A 26,379-nucleotide genomic window follows, 5' to 3' on the forward strand; every position below is an offset into this window, starting at 1 on the left:
CAACGTCCTCGCGAACCACAATAAACTACTATTAATCCTTCATAAAAGGAGTAACATTAATTAACGAAAATTTAGTTTACAACGTATTGAGTTTTCAGCAAAAGAAAAAGCCTAACTTCTCTAGCTTAATGAAGTCAGGCTTAATTTTTTAAAACGCTATTACCCTCTATTCTTCTAATAGATTAGTGATAATAATCGGGTTATTTTCTAATGTTCTGTGTACAGGACATTTATTAGCAATTTCCATCAATCTCTTGATTTGTGCTTCTGTTAGATCATCTCCTTTGATCTGAATGTTTCTATACAATTTATCCAATTTGGCTGTACGCTTATTGGTATCTTCTGCGTCTTTTAAATATTCATTTTCATGATTCAGGTGAACTGTCACCTCTTCCAAAGGAATCTTCTTATGATCTGCATACATTCTTAAAGTCATTGCGGTACATGCTCCCAAACCTGCCAATAAAAACTGATAAGGATTCGGACCTAGGTCTTTTCCTCCGTCTTCGATAGGTTCATCTGCAATCTGATGATGAATGCCTGCCTTTACCTCCGTTACATATTTCGTGGTACCAATTCTAACTGCGGTTTGATGTTGTGTTACTAATGGGTCTTCTGGTTCCATCTGTACATATCTTTCTGACCAATTGGCAATATTGTTTCCTACATAATAGCCATTTTGAGGATTGGATAAGAAATGATTTGCATAGTCCAAAGAAATAAAGCTTTTAGGATGAAAAGCATTACTATAGATTTTTTCAGCATTATTGATATCCACAATTTCATCTTGTGGAGAATGGAAAATCAGTAATGGAATTCTTATTTTATGAATTATTTCTTTAATATTTTGATGGGTAATTTCATCAATAAAATCGGCCGTGACTTTGAAATAATTATCCCCCAGTGCAACATCGTAAAGCCCTTTATCATCTTGACTTTGAGTACATAATTTTCGAATATGACTCGACTTAATTACTGCACTAATGGTAACTACGGCCTCAACACTAGCTATTCTATTCGCTGAAACCAAACAAGCGGCACCCGCTAAGGAGTGACCGATCAGAATTTGAGGCGAACGAAGGTGTTCACTCATGTAATCTGTCAAGGATAAAATATCTTCATGATCTGCATGATATTCATTCTGATGCGAAATTCCGGTAAAATCAAGTGTAACGACTGAAATACCTTTTTGATTGAGTCCTCTTTTGATACTATCAATTACGGATGTATCATCCATGCCACTAAAACAGTGGGCAAACAAGGCATAGGCATGAGTAATTTGATCTGCCGGATTACAGATTTCAGCTTCTATTTCAATTCCTTTCTTATTCTTAAAAATAATTTTTTCTGAAGACATTTTTCTTTTATTTATACTTCTCTCCAATGATATGCTTTAGGTTGTGTAAAAGCTCGGATTCCTTGGGAAGATAGTGTAGCTCCAACACCTGATTTGTTTCTTCCTGACCAAGGTACATTTGGACTTACCCTATCACAACAGTTCCAATACACTGTACCTGTATTCATTTCTTTCAATACTTTTTCAGCTCTTAATTGATCTGTTGAGAAAACTGCGGCAGTTAGTCCATATTCCGTGTCTTTCATTAATTTGATGGCTTCATTATCATTCTCCACTTTTTGAATGCCAATGATAGGCCCAAATGATTCTTCTTTCATCACCAACATTTCATGATTGACGTTGGTTAATATTGTTGGTGCGAAAAAATATCCTTTCCCTGCTAGTTCTGCTCCACCTAATAGCAATTTAGCTCCTTTTGAGATAGCATCATCGACTTGATTTCTTAATAAATTTAATTGTCCTTTTCTTGTCAGTGGCCCAATAAAAGTTTCTTCAGCATCAGGATCTCCAATAGCATACCCTTCGACTTCTTCCAAAAAGAAATCAACAAAAGCGTCAAATATTTTCTCATGTACATAGATTCGTTCAACAGCACAACAACTTTGGCCGTTATTGTAAAATGCTCCTTCAGCAGCATTGATCGCTGCCACTTTTACATCTTGTACGTCTTCCATAATATAAAGTGGGTCTTTTCCTCCCAATTCTAACTGTACAGGAACCACCTTAGGAGCCACTTCTTTTAAAATATGTAATCCTGTTGGGTACGAACCTGTAAAGAAATAGCCATCAAAATCGGCTTCTAAGAGAGTTTGTCCAACAGCACCCTCTCCTATGATACATTGAAATACATCTTCAGGAACCCCTGCCTTATACAAATTAGCTGCGATCGCCAATCCTGTCAAAGAAGCATATTCTGAGGGTTTGTAAGCGACAGCATTACCGGCTACCAACGCATATAAAAATACATTATAGCCTACATTGTAAGGAAAATTCCACGCTGAAATATTGGCAACAACCCCTAGAGGTTCATACATTATTTTTTCAAATGTACCTTCAAGTCCTTCAATTGTATCATCAGCTAACCACTTTTCAGCATTATATTTAAGATGATCAATTCGGTTATGAGCCCCTTTAATTTCATTATAAGATTGTTGAATGGGTTTTCCAGTTTCAGAAGTTAAGATCTGAGCGAGTTCATCAATATTTTGTTGTATTAAATCTCCAAATTTCAAAATACAATCTAAGCGTTCTGTAACAGATTTTTGAGCCCATTGTATTTGCCCATTTCGTAATTGATTGAGTTTCTCATTAATAGTACTAGAAGAATCTTCTTCTATAGATTTTAAAAGCTGTTCGTTGGAAGGGTTATAAATATTCATCATTCAATAATTAAACGTGACTTAAAAAAGTGTCTATAATCGGTTTTGAATCTATAATCTCATTCTGCAATGTCGGTGTAAACTCAGGATGCCATTGCACTCCCATCACTTTACCTGGTTTCTCTTTTGTATAACCAAAAGCCTCAATCAAACCATCATCGGAAGTAGCCCATACTTCTAGATCTTTTCCCAAGTCCTTCACGGCCTGATGATGTACTGTATTGACAAAAGGAGTAATATGATCGGGATATAAACTCCCAAAAAATGTATCTTCTCTGATGATTAAGGGATGCTTGATTCGATCATACTGTTGAGCATCGCGGTGGTGATTCACATCTTGCCTTTGTGTTTTCGTATCTTGGTAGAGCGTACCTCCAAAGTAAACATTCATCAACTGAAAACCTCTACAAATACCCAGCAATGGTTTGCCATTATTGATGGCAAAATCTATAATTTTCAGTTCGTATTCATCTCTGTATTGGTCGCCTTTCCATGGTCCTATTGGTATCTCTCCGTAAGTTTCTGGAGCGATGTCTACTCCTCCTTGTAAAATTACACCATGAAGTTGCTGTAAAATAGGATAAAGTCTGTCGTCTGAAATATCTGGTAGTAAGATTGGTAACACACCGTGTTGGGCCACATAGTCCATCATATCATTTTCTATATAAGTCAATGACTTCGGGCCATATACAGGGCGTTCAACATCGGGGTACATAAAGCTGGGTGTAATTCCTATATTGATCATCTTATAAAGCACTAGTATAAATGGAGATAAAATCGTCTTCTGTGGCTGCTTTGGGATTAAATGGAAGAGTAAAGTCTTTTACTGCTAAAGCGGCTAATGGTTTGATATGTTCTTCCTTTACGCCAATCTTAGACAATTGGCTAGGCATGCCTATTTGCTCATTCATCACTTCTACATGGTCTACAAGGTTTTTACCTTGGTTACTCCCCAAGTTCATATTGTAAGCCATTATATTGTATTTCTCTTCAAAACCTTGATAGTTAAACTTCAACCCTAATGGCAAACAAATAGCGTTGGCTAAACCATGATGTGTATCCAATAAACTTGATAATGGATGTGCTAAACTATGTACTATCCCTAATCCTTTTTGAAAAGCCACTGCACCCATTAGTGATCCCATCATCATTTTGGAACGGGAAAACATATCAGGCTCGTTTGTAGCTTGTGCAATAGAAGTTGCAATCAACTTCATTCCTTGGATTGCGATACCATCACACATCGGATTAAAGCCTTTGGAAAGATAAGCCTCCATATTATGTGTAAGTGCATCCATACCCGTAGCGGCAGTCACAAAAGGAGGTAAATCAAGGGTAAGCATTGGGTCTGCGAAAACAATTTTGGCAAGAAGTTTTGGTGAAAAAAGGATCTTCTTCTGTTTGGTTACATCATCTGAAATGATGGCACTTCTTCCTACCTCACTGCCAGTTCCTGAAGTTGTAGGTATTGTAATAAAATGGGGAACTTCTTCTGTCACATATTTATCTCCACCAATCAGGTCATCATAATCAAAAAGGTCTCTATGATGATTAATACGCAATGCTATAGCTCTAGCTACATCCATCGCTACACCCCCACCAAGACCAATAATTGAATCGCATTCGTTTTGTGTATAAAAATCGCCACCTCTCAGCACATCCGACTTCACCGGATTTTTTTGCATTTCTGAATAAACTGCAGGTGACAACCCTTGTTGCTCTAGTTTTTGAATAATAGACTTAAAAAACTGCAATTCCACCACTGTCCCATCGGTGACAATTAGTGGGCGTTTTAATTGGTGCTGTTTTAAATAACCTCCTAATTCATTGACAACGCCTACGCCAAAACGTATCGTTGTAGGAAAATTGTAAGTATAAGTTTGGTGTATATCAAGCATGGTTAAATAATTTCAAAATAGCGTTTTGTTTCCCAATCGGTCACTTCTTTCATAAACTGTCTCCATTCCCACTCCCTCGATAATGTAAAGTGATCCACAAACTCTTCCCCAAAAAGTTCGACCATCAGAGAAGAATTCTTCATATTTTGTGTGGCTTCCCAAAGATTAGCAGGCAACGATCCATTTTTTAGATCTTCATAGCCATTGCCTATCGTTTTGGGTGTTTCCAACTTCAAATTTTGTTCAATTCCATAAAGTCCACTTGCCAAGCAAGCAGCCATTGCCAAATAAGGATTCACATCTGAACCTACTACTCTAGTTTCTAGTCTACATGATTTTTCCCCATGCGGTAATGCTCTCAATGCAGTGGTACGGTTATCTACTGCCCATGTCAAAGTGGTAGGAGCCCATGCTCCTTCCACTAGTCTTTTATAACTATTGATGGTAGGCGCCAACATTGGCAACATATAGGGTAGACAGTGTAATTGTCCTGCAATGTAGCTTTTCATGGTATCACTGATATGATCTTCAGCATCGGCAGCATAAAATAGGTTTTGCTGTTTGGATGTATCCCATAAACTTTGATGTATATGACCACTACAACCCGGTAATACACTGTTTTGTTTGGCCATAAAGCTAGCAATTATACCATGCTTATAACCTATTTCTTTGACTCCTGTTTTGAAAAGGGTTGCTCTGTCTGCCGCTTCTACAATCTCGCTGTACTGTATTGCCGCTTCATATACCCCTGGGCCAGTTTCTGTATGCAACCCTTCCAAAGGCACTTTAAAGGTTTCCAACATATCAAAAAGATCGTGAAAGAAAGCACTATTTTCTGACGCTCTCAATATAGAATATCCAAACATCCCTTCGGTGAGAGGTTGAATATTTTGAAACCCTTTTTGGTATAGTTCTTCTGATTTTTGCTTGAAATTGAACCATTCAAACTCTTGAGAGAAAAAAGGAGTAAAGCCCATTTTGTTCGCTTTCTCTTGTACCCTTTTTAATAATGCCCTTGGGCCTACGGTTTCATCATCTTTATTTTCTCTGCTAAAGTCAGCAAGAAAAAAGGGTAAATCTTCCTCCCATGGAATTTGTCAAAATGTGGCTACATCTATTCTTGCTGGAGCATCCGGATATCCAGTGTGCCATCCTGTTACTTTGGCATTATCATAAGATTCATCTGCCATATCCCAGCCAAAAACAACATCACAAAAACCAAAGCCTGTTTTTAATGCAGCAATAAATTTATTGATATGCATAAATTTACCTCTGAGTACACCATCAATATCTACAATGGCTACCTTTACTTTTGAGTGTTTACTGTCTTCTAAGAGATCAATTACTTCCTGTTTGGTCATAAGTATTAGTCTGTGGGAAAAAGTTTACTTTATGTGTCTAAAGAAAAAGTATGAGTTATTTGTGATTAGGAAAGAATACCTCGTACGTGTATCTTATTTCATTACAGACAACTCTTTTATCTTTGCTTTCATAGTAGCCCTATTGATGTAAATAGCGGTTACATCAAGAAAAGAGGGTGTTACTGTTAACAAAATAATTGATTTTGAGGAAAAAAGGAAATGGCACAAAAAAAAGCTCGCAAAATTGCGAGCTTAATTGATTGATAAATTTAGAGTATATCTTTTGATTATAATTGGTTTTCTTTCTCTTCAAAAAGAGCATCCAAATATTCCATTGCTCTTCTTAGGTGAGGAATTACAATCGTTCCTCCTACCACATTCGCTACGCCCATTCCTTCTACAATCTGCATTTTCGAATAGCCTAGCTCTACACATTTTTCTAAATGATATTTTACACAATCATCACATCGAAGTACTAATGAAGTTGTCAAACCAATCATTTCTTTGGTTTTCTCATCCAATGCTCCTTCTGAATAAGTAATTGTGTCTAAACTATATATTCTTTTAATGACTTTATCAGAGTTGTTAATCACTTTTTCGTTAAGTGCAGCTCTTTTGTCTCTGTATTCTTCTAAAATGTTCATGTTTATGTATCTGTTAGTATGTTTTTAAGTACCAAGACAAAAATGTTTAACACTAATTCTATTTATCATTTTGATGATTAATTCCTTCAAAAAATAAACAAGAATTATCTATAATCTATTTTTGACTTAGCACTGAGCATTAAATAAAACTGAGGTTTAAATCAATCAAATCCTTCATTTCCTTTTTATCAGGATAAACCCTTCGAGTGACATTAAGGCCATTCCAGAAGTTAATCAAATGCCTTGATAGTAAAGCTGGAGGCACTGTCGATTGAATTAAGCCATTGTTTTGAGCATTACTAAGCGTTGTTTCTAAAATAGACTCAAATCGTTTTAAATATTGCTCAGCAAGCTGTTTCAATTCTTCATCTTTACCTGTAAATTCAACGATAGAATTTCCAAGTATACACCCCTTACAGTCTTCCTCAAAAGAGGCATCAACCATATTGTAGAACAGCGTTTTGATATCACCAATAGGATCTTTACTGCTTTCAAATTGTTTTCCAAGTCCATCTAAACCTTTTTGTTCCATGTGCACGAAACCGGCTTTAAAAAGCTCTTTCTTACTTTTGAAAACGTTGTAAAGACTACCTTTATTTAGGTTGACTTCCTTCAGCAAATCATTGGTTGTAGTTGCCTCAAAACCGTTTTTCCAAAACAATGCTATTGATTTTGCAAGCAATTCTTCTTGATCAAAAATTCTTGGTCTACCTGCCATATAAGGGAAATGAATAATTATTATGTTACAAAGTTAGTCTAATTGACTCTAAGGTCAAATATTAAATAAAATTTTTTGGCACTACTGCCAAAAAGTTTTTTTAGAGTTGTACCTCTCTTTTTTCGTCGTGTTTAATCGAATAAATTTTAAAAGGAAGTATCAAACAATTTAGTAAGCAAATGCCAAGTAAAATTGTTGCATAGATTTTTAAAACAAATATTTCAGGAATCACAACATAAGACAATACAAAGACACTAACCAATGAAAAAATTAGCGCTATGTAATATTTCAATATCTTTTTCATTTCGTATGTAAGTTTATATCTGTGAGTAGCTGTAATATAGTAAATTAATACCATATTTTGGCACTTACATAAGGAATAAATTACTTCTCTAAAAAAGTAAACATGAATTCAATATTTTGAGATATGTAAGATATTATCCAATAAGAAATAAAAAGGATAAGAATTATGTAGAAAGTTATATCAACTACAAAATGAATATATTATAAACTAAATTATCATCAACTTTTAATTGACCTTTCTAAAAGCATTTATAGGGTCTACTTTCAAGCGTCCTTCTTCTTCATTTTTCCATTGATGAAAAACGAAGCAAAAAATCTAGGCTTTGAAGTCAAAAGCTAAATTCCATTCCTTTCACCTAAATGATTTTAAACTCGCTAAAGCTCAAACAGCAAAATCATTTTTAACGGCTCAATACATGAAATTCTTAACGCTTTTCCCTTCAATGCCGGGGGAAGTACTACAAAACTAAAATGGTAGAAAGCTCAATGATATAAATGAAGCCCAATTCACTACCAATTAAACACTCTGATTGGCTATTTTCTTATTTTTATATGAGAAGTTTTCTTCATCATCTAAAAACTTCATCACATCATATAAATTCACAAAAAGCTGACGGCCTCCAAGTTTCTGTACAATATTCATTTTAAACAATAAGTCCCTTACAGGCCCTACCACTGTTGCAAAATATACTTTGATGCCTTTATCGTTAAATTTATCAATTTGAAGTTCTAATTCATTCAGTGCAGTCACATCAATGTAGTTGATACTTTCTGCTTTGATGACTACCGAGTGCAGATCTTCTCTTTCACTGACCCAACGGTTAATCGTCTCTAAAACATATTTAATGTTACTGAAATAGAGTGGTGCGTCAACTCTGACAATCATGGTACCTTCACGTTCTTTGGCCGTTGCAAAACGAAGAATATTTCTGTGAATTTTTGTTCCTTCAATCTTTCCTAAAATAGCAATATGAGGATATAATGTATGGTACATAAACACCGCCATTGAAACACTTACTCCTGTCAATAGACCAATGATTACACCCATTTCCATAGTCGTCAAGAAAGTAATCAGCATCACACAAAATTCTCTTTTCTTAAGGAAGAAATATTTTTTGAAGTAGCTAAAACTCAAAAGACTTGGTGTAGCTGCAATAATAATTGCCCCTAAAATTGGTTTAGGGAGATAGTAAAACAAATCCGTAAAAAACAATAACACCAAAGCAATCATTACTGTAGACACTAGGTTAGAAGCTCTAGTATTTGCACCTGATGATGCATTAATAGCGGTTCTTGAAAAAGATGAACTTGCTTGATAACCACCAAACAGTGCCCCCAAACTATTGGCCAATCCTAATGCCACAAACTCTCGGTTGGGATCAATTGGTTGCTTTGGGTCGTCAATAGATTTAATAATACTATTAGAGACGGTAAAGCCAATAATCGCTACAACTAAAGCCAATGGTATTACATCACTATAAACTACTGCGGTAAAATCTGGTAAGATAAAAGTCGGTAAACCGGATGGAATATTGCCCACAACCTCGATTCCCAGTGATTCAAAATCAAAGAAAATACTCATTACAATCCCTAAGATTACAACTATAGGAGTTCCCAATTTTCTGAACTTTGTTTTCTTTAAAATCAAAATCATCAGTATTGTGCCAATGCCAATAGCCGCAGATACCCAATGAACAGCCGACACCTGAGAAAAATAACTTAAGATTTCTTCATGGAGGTATTGTGATGATTTAGGGGTGATTCTGAATATATTTTTAAGCTGACTAAATGCAATTAATAAAGCTGCAGCCGTGGTAAACCCTTTTAATAAGGGTGCAGAGAAGAAGTTGGCAATAAAACCTAATCGAAGATAACCGGCTACAATTTGAAAAAGGCCCGAAAGAAATACCACGACCAGAATCGTATTGACATAATCGGGTGAAGTAGTCAAAATTCCTAACCCCAACATCCCCGAAGCTAGAAGCATAGAATCTAATGCAGCTGGACCAATGATTAGTTTTTTTGATGTTCCAAATAGAAAATAAAGAAGTGGTGCTATCAAGGAAGCATACAGACCATACTGCACGGGAAGTCCAGCAATTACTGCATAAGCCATGCCTTGAGGAATTAATAAAACCCCTGTAGCAAAACCTGCAGACAAATCTCCTGAAATGTACTCCTTCTTATATGTCTTTATTAATGAGAATATACTTAGTGGATTTTTTGTCATATTCTTCGATTTTTTACATAAGTAGTTATTTACTAGTCTGGTTGGTGTCTGTGTTAATCATATATCTTTTCTACCTCATGAAGTAGAGAACTCTCTGGATAATTCTGTAATTATACTTATAAACATCAAAAATTGAATAATTAATTAACATAAGCTTAATTGTGAATAACTTACAGCTAATCAAGATATTATTCAATTATTTATAAATATATTTAAACAGTTACCAACATATTGATGTGAATAGGTGTGAATATTGTTGATAAGCTCAAATTAACGTTCTCGTTATCAATTCTGTTCTATCACATTACAAATATACAGTGGTATTTTTTTTATAAAGAATTATATTTGGTTTTTCAACCATCTTTTATCTTTTATTTTGAAATCGATTAAATTAAACACCAAACAATACGTTAGAAGATTTGCAATTGGTGACATTCATGGATGTTACAAAACTTTTAAATATCTTCTTAAGGAAAAAATTAAGGTAACCAAAGATGATATTGTCTTCTTATTAGGTGATTATATCCATAAAGGACCTGATAGCCAAAAAGTAATTGATTATATTCAAACTTTGAGAGAAGAAGGTTTCCATATTTACCCAATAATGGGAAATCATGAAGATGGCCTCATCAAAAAACAACGTAGCTACAAACATACTTTTTTCCGTTTTGTGGCTAAAGTGACCAAAGGAGAACGATTATTTTTGAATGAAGATGAGATGCTTTATTTCAAAAATAAATCTTTTCTAAAAACGCTGCCGATTCATATTCAAATAGAAGATTATCACTTTGTGCATGCAGGATTTAACTTTGATGCTGAAAAGCCAAAAAAAGATTATGATTCTATGCTCACCATCCGAAAACCATATCCTACAACATCTAACAAGATCACAAAAAAGAGAAAGGTTGTACATGGGCACACGCCAATTGATCTTTCGCAACTAAAGAAAATGATCAACGAAAAAAGTAGATTTGTTAATTTAGATACTGGATGTGCGTTTACGAAAGCTACAACCGCTGAACAACGTGAAAATCAAGGTTATCTGTCATGTTTAAATCTAGACACTTCAAAATTAATCACAGTAAAAAATAGAGATCAGATCTAAGGGGTTGGTTTTTCATTGAATTGATGCTTATGTTTACATACTTTCCATCATTAAAGCAAAATTGCCCCAATGAAACTCTTACTTGTCGTAAACCCCATTTCTGGAGATATTGATAAAGAACCCTTTTTAAGCGAGGCTACTCGTTTATTAGAGCATTATGCCATTCCTCATCAAATTTTTAAAACGACTGGCGTCAATGACCTTGAAAACCTTCAGGAAGTGGTGAAAACATTTCAACCTACTAAAGTAGCTTCTATTGGTGGTGATGGTACCACTCTTTTCACCTCAATTGCATTGTTGGATTCTGGTATCCCAATGGGCATTATTCCATTAGGGTCTGCAAACGGCATGGCTGTTGAACTTTTTGTCAGTGATGAACCAATGCAAGCACTCAAGGATATTTTGCTCTCAGAGATGATTGTTGGCTTAGATCTTCTTAAAGTCAATAATGAACATTATTGCCTTCATATTGGTGACGTGGGTGTTAATGCACAAATTGTAAAAGGCTATTCAAGTGATCCCAACAGAGGAATGACCACTTATTTCAAATACTTCTTAGAACAGCTGAAGGAAAAGAAAATCATTGATTATAAAATTGAAATCGATGGAAAAGTGTACGGTGAAACGGGAGTTATGATGGCCATTTGTAATGCCCGCAAGTTCGGAACAGGAGTGCCTTTGAACAGTATTAGTAACCCTTTTGATGGAAAATTTGAGTTAGTTGCAATCCCAGAATTAAACTTTGAAGACTTGATTATTGTAGGGCTTTCAAAATTTGACGAAAGCTTTTTAGAAGACTCTGAGGGAAATGTCTATGTTGCCGACAAGGCTACTATTCATTTTGATCACCCGCAGTTATTGCAACTAGATGGCGAGGTGATTGGTAAAACAAAAAAACTAGAAATAGAGATTCTACCTGGAGCAATCAAATATATTTCAAATCAAAATAACCAATTACTTCACGACTTATAAATTCTTTACACAAGCCTCAATAAAGTTTTTCACGGTATGTTTTCTTTTCACGAGATCTTTGTTCCAAGCTAAATAAATATCTCGTGTGATCGGTGCGTCTTCTATTGGTAGATAGACCACGTTTTCAGTTTTAAAAGTTGGCATAGGCATTAGTGAAATTCCCATCCCTGAGGCGACTAATGTGGATACGGTTCCATTATTAGGGGCTGTAAATACTTTTTGGGGCTTGATATTGATTTCTTTCAGTTTTTCTGTCAGCTCATCATACATAGCACAAAAACTTCTTTCTATGAATGGCTCCTCTTTTAGGATGGATAAGGGAATACTTTTTTTATTCGACAGCGGATGTTTTTTATTCATCGCAAACACGAGCTTTTCAATCGTGATAAACTGAAAATCTATATTTTCATGCTCAATCTCATAATCCACAAATAACACGTCTAACTGTTCGTTTAATAATAGATGAAGTAATTCAGCATCTTTCTTCTCTACAATATTTACTTCTGAAAAAGGATAAGCAACCTTGTACTGATTAATGGATTCAAGAATCGCATCCAATAGTATATTTTGTACAAAGCTTATTAATATGGGCTCATTTTCTTTGACCTGAAAACCTATTTCAATATCGTTCCAGAGCTTTAACAGTTCCATGGCTTTTGGTAAAAAAGTCTCCCCTTCTTGTGTCAACTTCACATTCCTTTTATCTCTTTCAAAGAGCTTCACTCCAAAATGTTCTTCCAGTTTTTTTATTCCTGCGGAAAATGTGGATTGCACTACAAAAACCTGCTCCGAAGCTTTGGTAAAGTTTAAAGTGTTGGCGAGTGCGACGAAGTATTTGATAAATTGTAAGTTCATAAATCGAAATTATAGATTATTATAATCGAATTAAACTATTTCCACGATAAAAAGCAAGCTTGTATATTTGTATTGTATTCAAAAGCAACATATTACAAAATGCTTATGAATTCAAGATTTTAAAAATTATTAATCATTGCACACGCAAAGCTGTTATGAAATACATCTATTTTTATCTCCGAAACGACGAAAAATCCATCAAGTTATTACTTCAAAAAATTGGCTATAAATATGATTATAATTCAATCTATAGAAATTCATTTTCGGAGTACAACAGCACAAGAGAACAATTAGGACTTTTGAGAAGTGAGATTATTCACTGGCAAAAGAAGCTACTTGATAACTCAGAAATTGATGTTTTGGATAAAGCAAAAATTGATGTATTCTTCGTAAAAGCTTTCCAAGATAATGACGATTTCTTTTCTATCTCATTGGTTTATCCTGAAGACAGTATTGATAACCGATATGAAATAGTAATTGAAATGTTTAGAGAAATAATTCAAGAAGGCGGTATGGGCAGCATACGTTTTGATAGAGGTGATTTACATTTCTATGCAGGATAATCTTTCTTGTAAGAAAAAAGAGACTTACCCCACGTGGAGTAAGTCTCTAAACCAACAGTCCTCTAATAATTAGATCTTTGTAATGTATTGTCAGCAATACACTACACAACATGTTTGGTTTAATTTAGTAGTAGTTAAGAAGTTTAATCTAGGATTCAATACTCTAACTATCTAGTTTACTGAATTACCCCAAATCATGTCAGCATATTCTGGATGATCGATGAATGGATTTCTATTTTTCTGTAATTTAAAGATCTGCTCATTACGGTCTATTTCTTTATCCGATACAGGATCATTTTTATGCCATTCCAGCATTAAATTTAGAAACCAATCTTTGTATACTTTATTTGAAGAACCGTCTAATACAGTTCCTGCTTGACCGTTATTTACCCATGATCCGATTTGAGATTCATAACGAGTGGCCATATATAAGTACATTCTGGCAAAATCTCCTTTGTACACGTCAATTGGTTCAAATACTTTTCCTGTATAACCAGATGCTGCTGTACCATTTCCTAATTTTGACCCGTTAATAGATTTCCATGTATGACTTGCTACCACACCATGAGGATTATTTGATCTCATTGTGTTGACAAAGGCATCTGTTGGAACAATATGATGAGCATCGGCCACCATTGGGGCTTTTTTATCAAACCAACTTTGTGGCATTACGTGTTCTCTATTGTAACAGTAACGTTCACCACCTCCAGAAGGCACCTGCCCACATTGTTCAACTGTAATCTGATATTCATATTCATTGGGCTGATTTCCGTCAGGTACAGTAGGATTGTCTGGATCAGGGATGTCGCTATACATGTCCCAGATGATTTCAGACTTTTGGTATTTATCATCCGATGTATGATATAGTGTCCAAAGATCACTGTATTCAATCCACTTGTGACCTGTAGAAGTGATAGTTGCCAAAGTTGATTTTAATTCATAACCGTCTAATCCTTCTGCATTTTTATAATAATCCGTTGGATCTACTGGTTCTTCTTTTCCATCATCGTTGAAAACGAAGTTGTCAATTGAATAACCACCACTTACTATTCTTTCATCACCTTCATAATAGAAAGCTACGCTTACGTTACCATAAGAAGTAAGGTCAATTTTACCTGAGTTTACCCAAGAACCGTATCCTGATGCTCCGTCTTTACTTAATGTTACATCAAGTTCTTCCCAAGTATATTCTTTAGGTGCAGCTTCACCATCATAATCAGGAGAAACCATTACTTTAAATACTACTCCTTCATCATATTCTTGACGAGAGTCAAATGAGAACGTTTTATCTTCTGCATTTCTCACGTCTAGCTTTGGAGTGATCAACCAAGTTCTACGCTCCTCACCTGTTTTGAAAACGGTGATATTTGCGTATGAAGGGTTTGAGTAGTGACTTTGGTATTGGAAACCACCACGACCTTCTTCCTTGTAGTTGGTCCAGCCTTCAATTTCTATTTGGTTGTATTGTGTTCCGAAGAATTTCTCGTTGATTCTAGCAACAACGTTTTCGTCTTCTTCTGGAATTTCGATGTTCTCTTGATCTTCTTTCTCACAGCTCCAAATGGAGATCGATAATAAGGATAATAAAAGAAGGAATTGGAAATTATTTTTTTTCATCAGTTTTGTCTATTAAAGTGGAAGAACAGGGTTCATTGGTTTTACTGACCAACAAACCCTTCCTACTTTATTGATTGAATTGGATATTGTCAATTGAATAACCACCGTCATTCACATTCTCTTCACCCTCGAATTGGAATCCAACAACTACATTACCGTATGATGATAAATCGATATCACCTGAATTCACCCATGAGCCATATCCACTTTGACCATCATCACTAATTCTTGCAGTGATTTCAGTCCAAGTAAATTCAGAAGGTGCTTTACTTCCATCATAATCCGCAGAAACAAATACTTTTAGAGTAGCGCCTTCTGCAAATTCTTGTCTTGTCTCGAAAGAGATCGTTTTGTTTTGCGCAGCTTCTACATCTAAAATTGGAGAAATCAACCACACATCTCTTTTCTCTCCTGCTTTATAAACAGTCATATTTGCATAGCTATTATCATTGAAAGCATTGATAAACCACTGACGGTTACCTTCTTCAACAATATTATTCCACCCTTCACGAGCGAAATCGTCGTACTTTGCAAATCCTTCAAAGTCTTCGTCTAATGAAGTCACAACCGTTGGAGGAGTTCCTTCAACTGGAGGTTTAGTAACCGTACCGTCAAAATCTACAAAATCTACCTCTGGATTGTTGATGTATAACTGAGGAGTGCCATTAAAAACAGATACGATTGCAGTTACTGTACCTGAACCTTGAGGTATCATTTCTTCAGCAAAATCTGCATAACCACTGTTTCTCATGATAATGCTTCTTGAACTTCCTGAGTTATCATTGAAGTTTCTATTCGTAGTCTGGTCTTTTACTGCAAAAGAAACATTACCATCTCTACCTGAAATATCTTGAATTCTTACTCTTCTACCAATATAATTTTCTGGTGTATCAAAAATCTCTTTTACAGTGGCGTCGATCGTTGTTACTTCTTCAGCGATATCACCTGTAAACATGTATTCTTCAACCAATGGACCCGGTACACGACCTGCAGCAGGGGAACCATTATAAATACTAGGAATACCTAATTGTACATTTCCACCATAAGAACCCAATACTAATCGATCACAAACAATCGCAACCTCTTGCCCAAAACGGAAGTTTGTATAAATCGGTGCAATATCCAAACGAATCAAGATACCACCTGTCTCATCTTGTAAGTATAACTCTTTATAGATGTTACCCGCTTCATCATCAGAAATGACTTGTCCAACGATGATTGTATTTTCTGGGATCGAAGTCGTATCATTATCCCTACCAGAGTGCATTGCTTTCAATTCAGCAATCGTAATTGTTGCCGTACCATCTGGAATTGGTACAATTTCTTTGTGTTCTGGATCATTGTAGTCTTTATCTACACACCCAAATAATAGTACACTAAAGAATAGCGTGATAAAAGATTTATTTAAAATAAACTGTTTCATCGAATAAGATAATATGAATTTTAGAGGATTTGGACTCCGATCACTTTGTAACGCTCATGATGGAGTTTTCTAGTTTTAGTTCCCCACAAAAGTTGCGAGCTTTTGTGGGGAGAGGTTTTATTTAAACCTTATAATTTTTCTTTTACGCTGATAGCATCCCAATAAACAACAGCATTTTTGTAAGTTCTGAATTCTAAGTAAAGTTCAGCTGCATTTGCTGGTGCAACAAACTCTTTTGAGAACTCAACCCACTCACCTGCTTTTGTTTCTAAGTAAGAAGAAGGATTATTTGCAGTCATATCCTCGTTACCATTTCCTTTGATGTGACCATCTGCTAAAGTAGTGCTGCTTGCATCTCTGAAGTGAGACCAGATTCTAGCATCAGTACCGTCGTTCATAGTTGCATCAACTTGGTAAGCAAAAGAAACAATGTAAGTTTTACCTGCCTCAACTTTTAAAGTTTGAGCGATATCTTTAGTACCACCAGTTTGTTTTGCTGAGTAAGTACCTTCTTTTACAATTGTAGACTCTTTTTCAAGATTTTCAGCTTTCGCCCATCCTTCAGGAGTAGTATCATTTTCCCATGCTTCAAAAGCACCGTTCAATACTAGGTTTTCACCTGGCTCTGGAGCTGGATCAACTGGAGTTTCTCCCTCCTCATGTTTCTCTCCTACTTTTACTGTAGAAATTCCCCATGACATAGAACCGTTACCTGTTCCGTCTGCAGCAGAGTATTTGAATGCAACGTATTGAGTACCCGTGAAAGTGATATTTAAGATGTTTTTACCACCGTTAGCTCTTTCTTCATCTGTAGTAACAGCTGTCCATGTAGCATCATTAGGGTTACCAGTACCTGTATAGTCCGATGAAACTAAGATTTGAACATCATCAAATTTCGTGAAGAATTTCAATTCTTCTGTTACTAATAATCTTGGAGCTGTCAAGTTTGTACCTTCAAGCGTTAAAGCAGTTTTTGAAATCATCCAAGCTTCAGTTTTACCTTTACCGTAAGCGTTGATAGAAGCACTTTTATCAGAAACTGTCCACTCAGTAAATGAAGCTACAGTATACGTTGTGAAGTCAATTGTAGTTCCGTCTAAGCTTGAACCTAAGATATCAGCACCTTGACCATCAAAATCTGGTTCTGGCTCAGGAGTTACTTCCTCTTCCTCACCATCTAATGAATACTTTGAAGTACCTTTGATACCTGGAGTACCAAAGTAAGTTTCGATATTACCGAATAACCATACTTCTGCACCTGCTTTATCTGCATTGTCTTTCAAGTTTAATGCTGCACGTACATCTGAACCACTTAATAATTGTACAGGAATACCATTTGTTGGGTCTGTTTCATCCTTAGATGAAGCTAAGATAAAGTTAGAAGCTGAAGAGTTTTCAGTTGCACCTGGAATGAAACCAGCCTCAATAGATGCTCCATCTACTGAACCGATAATGAAACCTCTAACCCAAACATCATTACCTGTACCAAGAGTTGAGATATCAGCAATAGAGTAAGGATTTTCTAAAGTACCTTCACCATCTAATTCAATTTCTACATCAAAACGATCTTCATTGAAATCGATATCATCTAAAGAAACTAAAGTTAATTGTAAAGTACCGTTGTAAGCTGTTAAGATTGCTGTGATGTCACCGCTTTTTGAAGGAACAGTCTCACCTGCAAAATTTGAATACTTTGACGTTCTTAAAACGATTTTCTGGCCAGTTTTGTTTACTAAGTCTAAGTTCGTGCTGTTGTTCTCTTGGCTCGCAAATTCAACACCTTCTTGTGCAAACTGAACACCTGTTACTTTCACTAATGTGTTGTAAAGATCTTCAACGTTATCAGGAAGAGCTGACAAGTCAATTGTTGTTGGTGCTGGTAAAGCTACCTCACCTTCTTGTAAAAATACGTGGTCAGCAATAGCCTCTTCTTCAAGGCTACCAAAGCTTTCCTTGTATAAACCACCTAACTGAACTAATCCACCGTAGTTACCAATGTACATATCCTCAGCTTTAATCGCTACTTTACGACCTTGAGGGAATGATTGGTAAAGGTTAGTTGCATTTAATTTTACTTGAATACCATGACCTGCTTCGTCTTGTACAGTGATGTACTTGTAAACGTTTCCAGTTTCGTCAGATGAAATGACAGTACCTGCGAAAGTCATATTTTCTGTCACTTGGAAAAAGTCATCGTCACCGTCCTTGTCGTTTTCATACATTGCTAATACTTCAGCAACTGTACTGTTTACTTCAACCTCACCTGGTACTTCAGGGTCAGTTCCTGGACCGTCAACTTCATCTTCTGTTGTACAACCAAAGAATGCTGTCGAGATTAAGCTACCAATTAATAAAAATTGGAGAACTTTGTTGATTGTTTGCGTTTTCATTGTGATAAAAAAGTTTAATGAAATGCTGTTATAATTATTAGAAAAAAGAAAATGTATATTGGGCGGCATCCCGAAGGATGCCTCAATAATTGCTTCTAGAAGCTCAAGCTAAGGTTCATAAATGCTCTTATGCCTTGAGCGTAATAATATTTGTTAGGGAATTTCTCTGGATTTTTATCCGTGAAATCAAAACGATACTGTTGGAAACCTGTTGTCGCAATGTTTTGATTATTCAAGACATTATTGATGTTCAAGTTCAAACGAAGAATTTTGTTATCAATCTTCCAGCTTTTACCAGCAAAAATATCTACTGTAAATGCATCGTCCATTTTCTCTTGGTGTAAGATATTATAGTACTCTTCAGACCCTTTTTCTACACCCTCTACTGCTCTATCTGTATATCTTACAGGGTTCAACGTTACATAACGATCACCTAAGAAATTCACTTGGAAACCAACGTTCCAATATTTTTTCGACCAATATTCGATACCAATTGTACCTGCAATTTCTGGAGATCCACCAACGTGTCTACCATTGTAGTATACCTTCTCATTGTCTAACAATACTTCTGCTCTGTTATCCGCAATTGCAGTTGCATATGGATTAGCATTATAAAGGTATGACGCATAGGTAGCCGCACCTTTGATTCTCAATTCTTGCGTGATATTGTATGACATACCCAATTCAACACCAGTGTGAGTTTGACCAATTCCTGTCAATGCATAGTTGACAAATGTATTTACTTGTGTACCATTAATGTTTGAATCGTCGAAGTATGAAATCACTTTTGTAAGGTCTGAAACCTGAGTATAGAAACCAGTTGCTCTAATTTTCAATTTCTCACCTCTGTAGTAATAGTTCACATCACCCGACATCACGTTTGAAGATGATAATCCGTCAACAGTTTCGTTACGTGTTCTTAATGAAGTAAAAGAGTCAATAAAGTAAGGTGCTTTTGTATAAGCTGTTGCATTGACAGTGAAAACATTTCTACCATTAAAGAAATACTCTCCACCTAATTTCACACCGTAATCAAGGAAATCTAATACTTCTGATTTTCCATATGAATTATCAGGGAATAAACCTTTTTTACGGTTACTATCTCTATACATGCTTGTGTGTGTGATATTACCACCTACATAAACAGATCCTTTTTTGAATGATTTCTTCACTTGACCCCACCATCCGGCTGTTTGGATGTGTGCATAGTAATCATGTCCCATTCTATCACCTTCTCCTCTGATCCAAGTAGAGTCGTTTAAGTTGTTGATCGATTTTTCTAATTCAGTATAATCTCTCTGTGCAAAGTTGTCAATGTCTAACCAGAAATCACCGCCTAAAAGATCATCTACAGTATTGTAGTTGTTACTTTGGTAGTATTGGTATTGCACACCCGTAATGATATCTAATGACTCATTAGCCTTGAACATCAAAGTAGGGTTGATATCTAATCGATGGTAGTCATTGTGTCTACCTTCAATAATATAGTGAGATCTGTTGCCAGTATATTGCTCACCGTTAGGGCTTTGCCAGCTTACAGGTACTGTAGCAGAACTTGTACGGTTGGTGTTATACATGTGGTCCCAATTTACTTGACCAAATGTACCATTTTGCCATAGTTCAGTTAATAGATCACCTGCTGCTGTATTTCCTTGATCATACTGGAATGAAGGTAAGTAACGGTAGTAATCAGGACGTGGATCCGGAGCGTCAAACCAGTTTAATGCTGTTCTTTTCTCTTTACCCATTTGGTAACCTGCTGAAGTTCTCAATGTTAATTTATCATTGATCTTCCAAGTATCTTTTAAGATAAACTGAGGTGAAACTTGTGTTTTCTCTCTTGCGTTACGCTTCTTACCGTCTTGCCAACCCCAGTTTGGGTTATAATAAACCGTACCTTTTAAATCATACGTTTCCTGTGTAGCAGCCATTTGCTGTCCAACTGTTCTTGGAGCAACAAAAGCTGTAAACACCATTTTGTGTTTGTCACTGAATCTTTTTTCTGCACTTACAAAACCTGCCCATGCATCATATGAAGTACCTTCTGCATAACCTTCTTGTGCCCATCTTCTTGAACCTGACACCGTAAATGCCCAACCATTGTCTAGTAAACCAGTACTGTAAGTCAGCATGACTCTGTGATTGTAAGAACCGTTACCTAATGAGTAAACCGCCTTATATCCTGGCTTTTGGCTTGATGGATCAGAAATAATATTTGTTGAACCACCTACATCACCAAAATCAAAATCAATGGGTTGGAAAGAAGTTGTTACCTCTTTGTTTCTAATTACATCATTCAAACCACCCCAAAGTGACCATGAAGCATATCCTCTCTCTGGTGAAGCCATATCCACACCATCAAAGTATACTTTCATGTAGCTTGAATTGTAACCTCTTTGTCTGAACCAGTAAGGTCCCCATGCAAAACCTGCAATTGAGCTATAAGCATCTCCTGAAGAGAAAAGTAGACCTGGAGTAGATTGAGAGTCATCATCGTCCATATCTAAATCCGTCAATGACAATGCGATCGTACTTGCCTCATCTGTTTCAGCAAATAATTTAACCACCATGTTATTTTCTAATGGTGCATCTACTTGATAGTAGCCATCTAATAAGATATGAATTTGCGTTCCGTCAGTGACCATCTCAGCAGGGACAGAAAAAATACCCTTATCGTTGGTTAAAAACTTACTGCCATTTACTTCCACTTGTATTGCTACCATTGGAATGTCAGTTTCTCCAGACACTACGGTTCCTTTGATGAATTTTTCCTGTGCAAAAGTTAGCACAGCAAAACTCATTAGGAGTAAAGTAAAAAAGTGTTTCATTGTTATTTTGAGGAGTTGGAATTTGCTTGTTTTAATAAATAAATTACTACTGGAAAGTGGTCAGAATAACCACCTGCATAATTGCCTCCGGCAAATGTTCTGTAAGGATAGCCTTTGTATCGGCCTTCTTTATTTTTTAATTCAGGATAACTACAGATTTCAGCTTTCCAGAAGAACCAACCTTCATTTTTATTTTTGAACTCTTTGGTAAAAATAATTTGATCAAATAAGTTCCAGCTGTCTCTGTAAGCCAAAGTACCTAAACCTTTTTTATACATTCTGTAGAAAGGATTGTATAAGTAAGATTTCTCTGTCAAACTTTTTTCATCCCCTACAGCACCTAATGCTTTCTTGATGGACTTGTTAGTGGGGTCATCATTGAAGTCACCCATAGAAATACACTTGATACCAGGATGTTCCTTTCTTAACGAGTCAATAATATTGCGTTGTAGTTTACCCGCTTCTTCTCTATATCTTGACACCCCTCTTCGAGATGGCCAGTGGTTGACTAAGAAAACAATGGGTTCGCCTTCTAATTCTGCTTCAACAATCAGCTGATTTCTAGATTTAAATTCCCAATTATCGCCTGCATAAGTCTCTTTGATTCTAAGGTCTCGTGCCGATACTTTGTTGACTTTCAAAAGGTCTTGCTTATAAATTAGTGCCACATCCACACCTCTCTTATCAGGACCTTCAATATGAGCAATGCCATAGTTTTCACCTTTTAATTTTGGCGTATTCACCAAATCATTCAAAACATTTCTGTTTTCAATTTCGGCAAGACCAACCACTAAAGGAGCTTGTTTGGTTACATCCAAACCAAGTTTAGCAATGATAGTAGACATGTTTTTTTGCTTCTCCCAGTACTTCTGACTGCTCCATTTACTATCACTTTCAGGTAAGTATTCGTAGTCATTTTTACCTTCATCATGTAAGGTATCAAACAAGTTCTCCATATTGTAAAACGCTACGGAATATACTTTGTAGTCGCTTTTCTGTGCGTGGAGGAATAGAGGAAATAATATTAAAAAATAGAGGATGGTAAGTTGTTTCATAATTGCTTAGTATAAACAGAATCAATTCCTAAATACTGTCATCACTGGACGGTGATCACTTACTTTAGGGTCAAAGTATTCTGAACATTGATCTAATGATAAAGTATAGGACTTCTGATATTTGTTAAACCATTCATTGGTGATTAAAATGTGGTCAATATGACTTCCATTTGGCCACCAATTAGGATAAGATTTATCTAAAGAGTTATCACTTTTTGCTTGATCCATCGTTGAAAAAGCATAATTTTCACTATCATCTATAAAGTTTTTGAAAGATGATGTTGAAGTAGGGTAAATTTCTTCGTTGAAATCTCCTAACACAATGACATACTCGTTATCTAGATTTTCGTCAATATATTTTTGCAACCTATTACTAGCTTCTGTTCTTCGATGTTCGTTCGTATCGCCACCACAACATTTTAAATGTAGATTAATTACATAAAATGTTTGATTATTAACTTTATTCAAAAATTTCGCTAATAAAGGACGTCTAGGAAAATAATAACCATCAAAGTCTCCTGATGCTAAAACTTGTTGATCTAATAACTCAAGTCTCTCGTTTTGATAGACATAAGCTAGATGATAATCATTGTTTACTCCTTTTGCGATATCAGTATCAACTAACACTGAATATTTTGGGTTGACCTGTTTAACTTGCTTCAAGAAGCTAACGCCTTCAATCTCTTGAACTCCCCAAAGGTCATAATCACTTTCTGCAATAGTAGCATTGACAATTCCTGCTGTTTCCTCATGTTTTGGAAAATGTTCGATATTCCATGTCAATACTTCTAACGTCTCATTAGAAGCAGCAACATTCAAACATTCGACTAGGGTGTCATCGTACTCAATAGGAGTTGTTGGTAGACTCACTTCTGATACGCACGAGTTTAGTATACACCCGATAATCAATAATAAGGATGAAAAAATAGGAAGAAGTTTAATAATTAAAATATTTAGTTTAAAATAATTTATTAAGGCACATTTATTTGTGAGGACATCGCAAAGGTGTGGGTGAAAAAATGTAAAAGCAAGAGTGCTTATGTTAAGAGAGAATAATTTATTTTGAGTTTATATTAAATTAAATCTTAAATGACATATATTATTCTATGTTACACAGTGTAATAATCTTAAAAACAAAATAATATACTGACCTCAGTGAATTATCAATATATTATTTTGTTACCATTTAATTACCAAATAATTGTTAAGTTAAAAAATTGTGACATTTCGTTAATACCAAAAGCACGTTTTTTAGATTGTTATTGGTAAACATTTATTAATTTTCAACTTTTAGCATTTATCAGCAAGCTCTTATTTAAGAAAGGTAAATGGAATAAGGTTTCGTTTTTTTATAAGATTTCACACAAAGTCGATTTTTTTTAATCTTCATTCTGAATTTATGGGTTTTTCCCCTACTTTGTAAAACTGAAATAACAGATTTTATCAGTTGATCAATTAACCCGATTTGTAAATACATATTAACTCATACAATCGACATCTACATTGATCGTTTTAAGTAATTTTTTAAAATAAAACTTTATGCTTAAGAAGTTCTTTCTTTTCCTTTTCGGCATCATAGTGTTAATTTTCGTATTCATTTACGGTTTCTTAACGTTCAGCCCACAGTTTGGTGGCACTCACTCCGAAGAGGATATACAGCGATATAAAAAAACAGGACATTATCAAGATGGTGAATTTTTCAACCTTATTGAAACCAATATGGATATGAGTTTCGCCAACATATGGGAAACAATGAAAGAATTCGCAGAAGGGGTTCAGAACGACCGTCCTTCTAAAGATATACCTCCTATTAAAATCACTGCAGAAGATATTCAAAAAAATGACTCCCTCACAAAAGTGACTTGGTTTGGACACTCTGCTTTTCTACTCGAAATTGACAATAAAAATATTCTAGTAGACCCAATGTTTGGACAAGTGGCCGCTCCCCATCCTTGGTTAGGACAACCTCGTTACAGCAAAAATCTTCCGATTGAGATTGATGAAATGCCAGCCATTGATGCCGTCATTATTTCACATGACCATTATGATCACCTGGATTATGAGTCCATCGAAAAACTAAAAGATAAGGTGAGTGCTTTCTTTGTTCCTATTGGAGTAGGAGCCCATTTTAGGGCTTGGGGGATTCCAGAATCAAAAATCCATGAAATGAATTGGTGGGATACGCAGGAATACAAAGAGCTTAGAATGGTTTTTACACCCTCAAGGCATTTCTCTGGACGAGGAATTACGGACCGTAACAAAACACTTTGGGGTTCTTGGATTGTAAAAGGAAAACATCAGAATATTTATTTTAGTGGTGACGGTGGATATGCAGACCATTTCAAGGAAATTGGAGAGAAATATGGTCCATTTGACCTTGCTTTGATGGAATGCGGACAGTACAATAGTAAATGGGCTTTGATTCATATGATGCCTGAGGAATCTGCTAAAGGAGCCGTTGACCTTAATGCAAAAGTTATGATGCCCGTACACTGGGGAGCATTTACGCTTGCACTACACTCATGGACCGACCCTGTGGTGAGAGTCACAAAAGCAGCAAAATCACTAGGAATGCCAATCACTACACCGCAAATTGGAGAAACCTTTGTTGTCAGTGATAGTGTGACATACCCTGCTCACCGTTGGTGGGAAGCGTATTAAGTCATAAAAGGGAGGATGAATGTTGTTTATCCTCTCTTTTCAACAAAAAAAGCCTAATCAGGAGTGTATCCCAATTAGGCTTTCAATTTTACCTTGGACCTTTATTTCTTTATAATTGATTCATAGATGGCTTTAATATGTGCATACCCCATCTGACAACACCCACCAACTATTGTTGCTCCATTGTCAATCCATTCTTGCGCCATCCTACCACAATGTTTGGGATCCGAAATCCCTGACCATGTTTTTGTATCTGTATGGTACACCTGTCCTGAATTAGGGTAAACCACAATTCCAATCTCCTCATTCGTTTTTCTGATTTCCTTGATCAAGGAAGATATATATTCTGGCTTTGTGCAATTTACGCCAAAAGCATAAACGTGCGGTTGTCCTTTAAGGTATTCTGCTACATCACGAATTGGTGTTCCATCATTGAGAAGAAATCCATCTTGACATGAACAGCTGATCCAACCTTTATGTTGAGCTGATTTTAATAAATGAGCTATTGCTTTTACCTCCTCAAAACTTGGAATGGTTTCGCAAGCCAAATAATCAACGGCAGTAGTATCAATGGTTGAAAAGCGTTCTTGGTGAAAATCAATCAACTCTTGCTTTGATTTATTATAATCGCCTCTGTATTCTGATCCATCTGCTAAAAATGCTCCATAAGGGCCAATACTCCCCGCTATAAAAACCTTTTCATCAGGGAACTCCTTTAAGAACCTTTCCTTAGCATTTACAGCCAATGAAGTGGTTTTTCTTAATAAATCAATACTCTCTTCTCTTGTTTTCCCAGCCTTTATAAAACCATCAATCGTTGCTTGATAACTACTTGTTATTAGACATCTAGCTCCCGCTTTTAAGTAATTATAATGTACCCTCTCGATCAATTCGGGTTGGTCCATCAGAAGCTTTGCCGACCATAAATGATGATTCAAATCGGCCCCTTCTAACTCTAAAGCATTGGAGAGTCCTCCGTCTAAGATTAATGGTAAATACATTGTAAACTAAATTATCGTC

Annotated in this window: 19 protein-coding genes and 1 pseudogene; 4 read left to right on the top strand and 16 right to left on the bottom strand. The window is 35.8% G+C overall.

The window, feature by feature from the left end:
* Positions 1-166 precede the first annotated feature (166 nt).
* The 8 genes and pseudogenes from PL77_RS27445 to PL77_RS27480 form a co-directional block, all read right to left on the bottom strand.
* Positions 167-1,357 carry a bifunctional alpha/beta hydrolase/OsmC family protein gene (locus PL77_RS27445; protein ID WP_044212595.1) on the bottom strand — a complete coding sequence of 397 codons (1,191 nt, stop codon included), beginning with the start codon at positions 1,355-1,357 and terminating at the stop codon, positions 167-169.
* A gap of 11 nt (positions 1,358-1,368) precedes the next feature.
* Positions 1,369-2,739 carry an aldehyde dehydrogenase family protein gene (locus tag PL77_RS27450; protein ID WP_253274026.1) on the bottom strand — a complete coding sequence of 457 codons (1,371 nt, stop codon included), beginning with the start codon at positions 2,737-2,739 and terminating at the stop codon, positions 1,369-1,371.
* Positions 2,740-2,746: 7 nt separating this feature from the next.
* A complete protein-coding gene (locus tag PL77_RS27455; protein ID WP_044212598.1) occupies positions 2,747-3,481 on the bottom strand; it encodes a gamma-glutamyl-gamma-aminobutyrate hydrolase family protein in 735 nt (244 codons plus the stop codon).
* A 1-nt stretch (position 3,482) separates the two neighbouring features.
* Positions 3,483-4,634 (bottom strand): iron-containing alcohol dehydrogenase, encoded by a 1,152-nt coding sequence (locus tag PL77_RS27460; RefSeq protein ID WP_044212600.1) that lies wholly within the window; start codon positions 4,632-4,634, stop codon positions 3,483-3,485.
* A gap of 2 nt (positions 4,635-4,636) precedes the next feature.
* Positions 4,637-5,995: pseudogene (locus PL77_RS27465) on the bottom strand (glutamine synthetase family protein).
* A gap of 287 nt (positions 5,996-6,282) precedes the next feature.
* Complete coding sequence (locus PL77_RS27470; protein ID WP_044212602.1) at positions 6,283-6,639, bottom strand: carboxymuconolactone decarboxylase family protein; 357 nt, start codon at positions 6,637-6,639, stop codon at positions 6,283-6,285.
* 139 nt (positions 6,640-6,778) lie between these two features.
* Positions 6,779-7,357: a TetR/AcrR family transcriptional regulator gene (locus PL77_RS27475; RefSeq protein WP_044212604.1), complete on the bottom strand. Its 579-nt coding sequence runs from the start codon at positions 7,355-7,357 to the stop codon at positions 6,779-6,781.
* 820 nt (positions 7,358-8,177) lie between these two features.
* Positions 8,178-9,890, bottom strand: coding sequence for a SulP family inorganic anion transporter (locus PL77_RS27480; RefSeq protein WP_044212606.1), 1,713 nt, complete (start codon positions 9,888-9,890; stop codon positions 8,178-8,180).
* A 376-nt stretch (positions 9,891-10,266) separates the two neighbouring features.
* On the opposite strand from PL77_RS27480, the gene PL77_RS31140 reads away from it, so the two are divergent.
* Both PL77_RS31140 and PL77_RS27490 read left to right on the top strand, forming a co-directional pair.
* Complete coding sequence (locus tag PL77_RS31140) at positions 10,267-10,995, top strand: metallophosphoesterase (RefSeq protein ID WP_052444784.1); 729 nt, start codon at positions 10,267-10,269, stop codon at positions 10,993-10,995.
* 69 nt (positions 10,996-11,064) lie between these two features.
* Positions 11,065-11,967: a diacylglycerol kinase family protein gene (locus PL77_RS27490; protein ID WP_044212608.1), complete on the top strand. Its 903-nt coding sequence runs from the start codon at positions 11,065-11,067 to the stop codon at positions 11,965-11,967.
* Here the strand turns inward: PL77_RS27490 and PL77_RS27495 are convergent.
* A complete protein-coding gene (locus tag PL77_RS27495) occupies positions 11,962-12,822 on the bottom strand; it encodes a LysR family transcriptional regulator (RefSeq protein WP_044212611.1) in 861 nt (286 codons plus the stop codon). The genes PL77_RS27490 and PL77_RS27495 overlap by 6 nt on opposite strands.
* Before the next feature lie 155 nt (positions 12,823-12,977).
* Here PL77_RS27495 and PL77_RS27500 point away from each other — a divergent pair, with 155 nt between their 5' ends.
* Positions 12,978-13,385 (top strand): hypothetical protein, encoded by a 408-nt coding sequence (locus PL77_RS27500; RefSeq protein ID WP_156152574.1) that lies wholly within the window; start codon positions 12,978-12,980, stop codon positions 13,383-13,385.
* A 171-nt stretch (positions 13,386-13,556) separates the two neighbouring features.
* On the opposite strand, the gene PL77_RS31145 is transcribed toward PL77_RS27500, so the two are convergent.
* The 6 genes from PL77_RS31145 to PL77_RS27530 form a co-directional block, all read right to left on the bottom strand.
* Positions 13,557-15,002 carry an endonuclease gene (locus PL77_RS31145; RefSeq protein ID WP_052444785.1) on the bottom strand — a complete coding sequence of 482 codons (1,446 nt, stop codon included), beginning with the start codon at positions 15,000-15,002 and terminating at the stop codon, positions 13,557-13,559.
* 67 nt (positions 15,003-15,069) lie between these two features.
* On the bottom strand, positions 15,070-16,425 hold the full coding sequence (locus PL77_RS27510; RefSeq protein ID WP_044212617.1) for a DUF5689 domain-containing protein: 1,356 nt from the start codon (positions 16,423-16,425) through the stop codon (positions 15,070-15,072).
* A gap of 128 nt (positions 16,426-16,553) precedes the next feature.
* Entirely contained in the window at positions 16,554-18,815 is a 2,262-nt protein-coding gene (locus PL77_RS27515) for a DUF5689 domain-containing protein (protein ID WP_044212619.1), read from the bottom strand.
* A gap of 95 nt (positions 18,816-18,910) precedes the next feature.
* A complete protein-coding gene (locus PL77_RS27520; RefSeq protein WP_156152575.1) occupies positions 18,911-21,643 on the bottom strand; it encodes a hypothetical protein in 2,733 nt (910 codons plus the stop codon).
* 2 nt (positions 21,644-21,645) lie between these two features.
* A complete protein-coding gene (locus tag PL77_RS27525) occupies positions 21,646-22,698 on the bottom strand; it encodes a hypothetical protein (protein ID WP_044212623.1) in 1,053 nt (350 codons plus the stop codon).
* A 21-nt stretch (positions 22,699-22,719) separates the two neighbouring features.
* Positions 22,720-23,568 carry an endonuclease/exonuclease/phosphatase family protein gene (locus PL77_RS27530; protein ID WP_172665960.1) on the bottom strand — a complete coding sequence of 283 codons (849 nt, stop codon included), beginning with the start codon at positions 23,566-23,568 and terminating at the stop codon, positions 22,720-22,722.
* A 669-nt stretch (positions 23,569-24,237) separates the two neighbouring features.
* On the opposite strand from PL77_RS27530, the gene PL77_RS27535 reads away from it, so the two are divergent.
* Positions 24,238-25,359 carry an MBL fold metallo-hydrolase gene (locus PL77_RS27535; protein WP_044212627.1) on the top strand — a complete coding sequence of 374 codons (1,122 nt, stop codon included), beginning with the start codon at positions 24,238-24,240 and terminating at the stop codon, positions 25,357-25,359.
* A gap of 101 nt (positions 25,360-25,460) precedes the next feature.
* Here PL77_RS27535 and mmuM read toward each other — a convergent pair whose 3' ends face one another.
* Entirely contained in the window at positions 25,461-26,360 is a 900-nt protein-coding gene (gene mmuM, locus PL77_RS27540) for a homocysteine S-methyltransferase (RefSeq protein ID WP_044212628.1), read from the bottom strand.
* Positions 26,361-26,379 lie beyond the last annotated feature (19 nt).

Origin of the sequence: Flammeovirga sp. OC4, assembly GCF_000812565.1 — a bacterium.
GTDB lineage: Bacteria > Bacteroidota > Bacteroidia > Cytophagales > Flammeovirgaceae > Flammeovirga.

Excerpts from the sequence above, each read along its gene's own strand:
- PL77_RS27445 (WP_044212595.1), bottom strand. The coding sequence starts at position 1,357 with ATGTCTTCAGAAAAAATTATTTTTAAGAATAAGAAAGGAATTGAAATA.
- PL77_RS27450 (WP_253274026.1), bottom strand. The coding sequence starts at position 2,739 with ATGATGAATATTTATAACCCTTCCAACGAACAGCTTTTAAAATCTATA.
- PL77_RS27455 (WP_044212598.1), bottom strand. The coding sequence starts at position 3,481 with ATGATCAATATAGGAATTACACCCAGCTTTATGTACCCCGATGTTGAA.
- PL77_RS27460 (WP_044212600.1), bottom strand. The coding sequence starts at position 4,634 with ATGCTTGATATACACCAAACTTATACTTACAATTTTCCTACAACGATA.
- PL77_RS27470 (WP_044212602.1), bottom strand. The coding sequence starts at position 6,639 with ATGAACATTTTAGAAGAATACAGAGACAAAAGAGCTGCACTTAACGAA.
- PL77_RS27475 (WP_044212604.1), bottom strand. The coding sequence starts at position 7,357 with ATGGCAGGTAGACCAAGAATTTTTGATCAAGAAGAATTGCTTGCAAAA.
- PL77_RS27480 (WP_044212606.1), bottom strand. The coding sequence starts at position 9,890 with ATGACAAAAAATCCACTAAGTATATTCTCATTAATAAAGACATATAAG.
- PL77_RS27490 (WP_044212608.1), top strand. The coding sequence starts at position 11,065 with ATGAAACTCTTACTTGTCGTAAACCCCATTTCTGGAGATATTGATAAA.
- PL77_RS27495 (WP_044212611.1), bottom strand. The coding sequence starts at position 12,822 with ATGAACTTACAATTTATCAAATACTTCGTCGCACTCGCCAACACTTTA.
- PL77_RS27500 (WP_156152574.1), top strand. The coding sequence starts at position 12,978 with ATGAAATACATCTATTTTTATCTCCGAAACGACGAAAAATCCATCAAG.
- PL77_RS31145 (WP_052444785.1), bottom strand. The coding sequence starts at position 15,002 with ATGAAAAAAAATAATTTCCAATTCCTTCTTTTATTATCCTTATTATCG.
- PL77_RS27510 (WP_044212617.1), bottom strand. The coding sequence starts at position 16,425 with ATGAAACAGTTTATTTTAAATAAATCTTTTATCACGCTATTCTTTAGT.
- PL77_RS27515 (WP_044212619.1), bottom strand. The coding sequence starts at position 18,815 with ATGAAAACGCAAACAATCAACAAAGTTCTCCAATTTTTATTAATTGGT.
- PL77_RS27520 (WP_156152575.1), bottom strand. The coding sequence starts at position 21,643 with ATGAAACACTTTTTTACTTTACTCCTAATGAGTTTTGCTGTGCTAACT.
- PL77_RS27525 (WP_044212623.1), bottom strand. The coding sequence starts at position 22,698 with ATGAAACAACTTACCATCCTCTATTTTTTAATATTATTTCCTCTATTC.
- PL77_RS27535 (WP_044212627.1), top strand. The coding sequence starts at position 24,238 with ATGCTTAAGAAGTTCTTTCTTTTCCTTTTCGGCATCATAGTGTTAATT.
- mmuM (WP_044212628.1), bottom strand. The coding sequence starts at position 26,360 with ATGTATTTACCATTAATCTTAGACGGAGGACTCTCCAATGCTTTAGAG.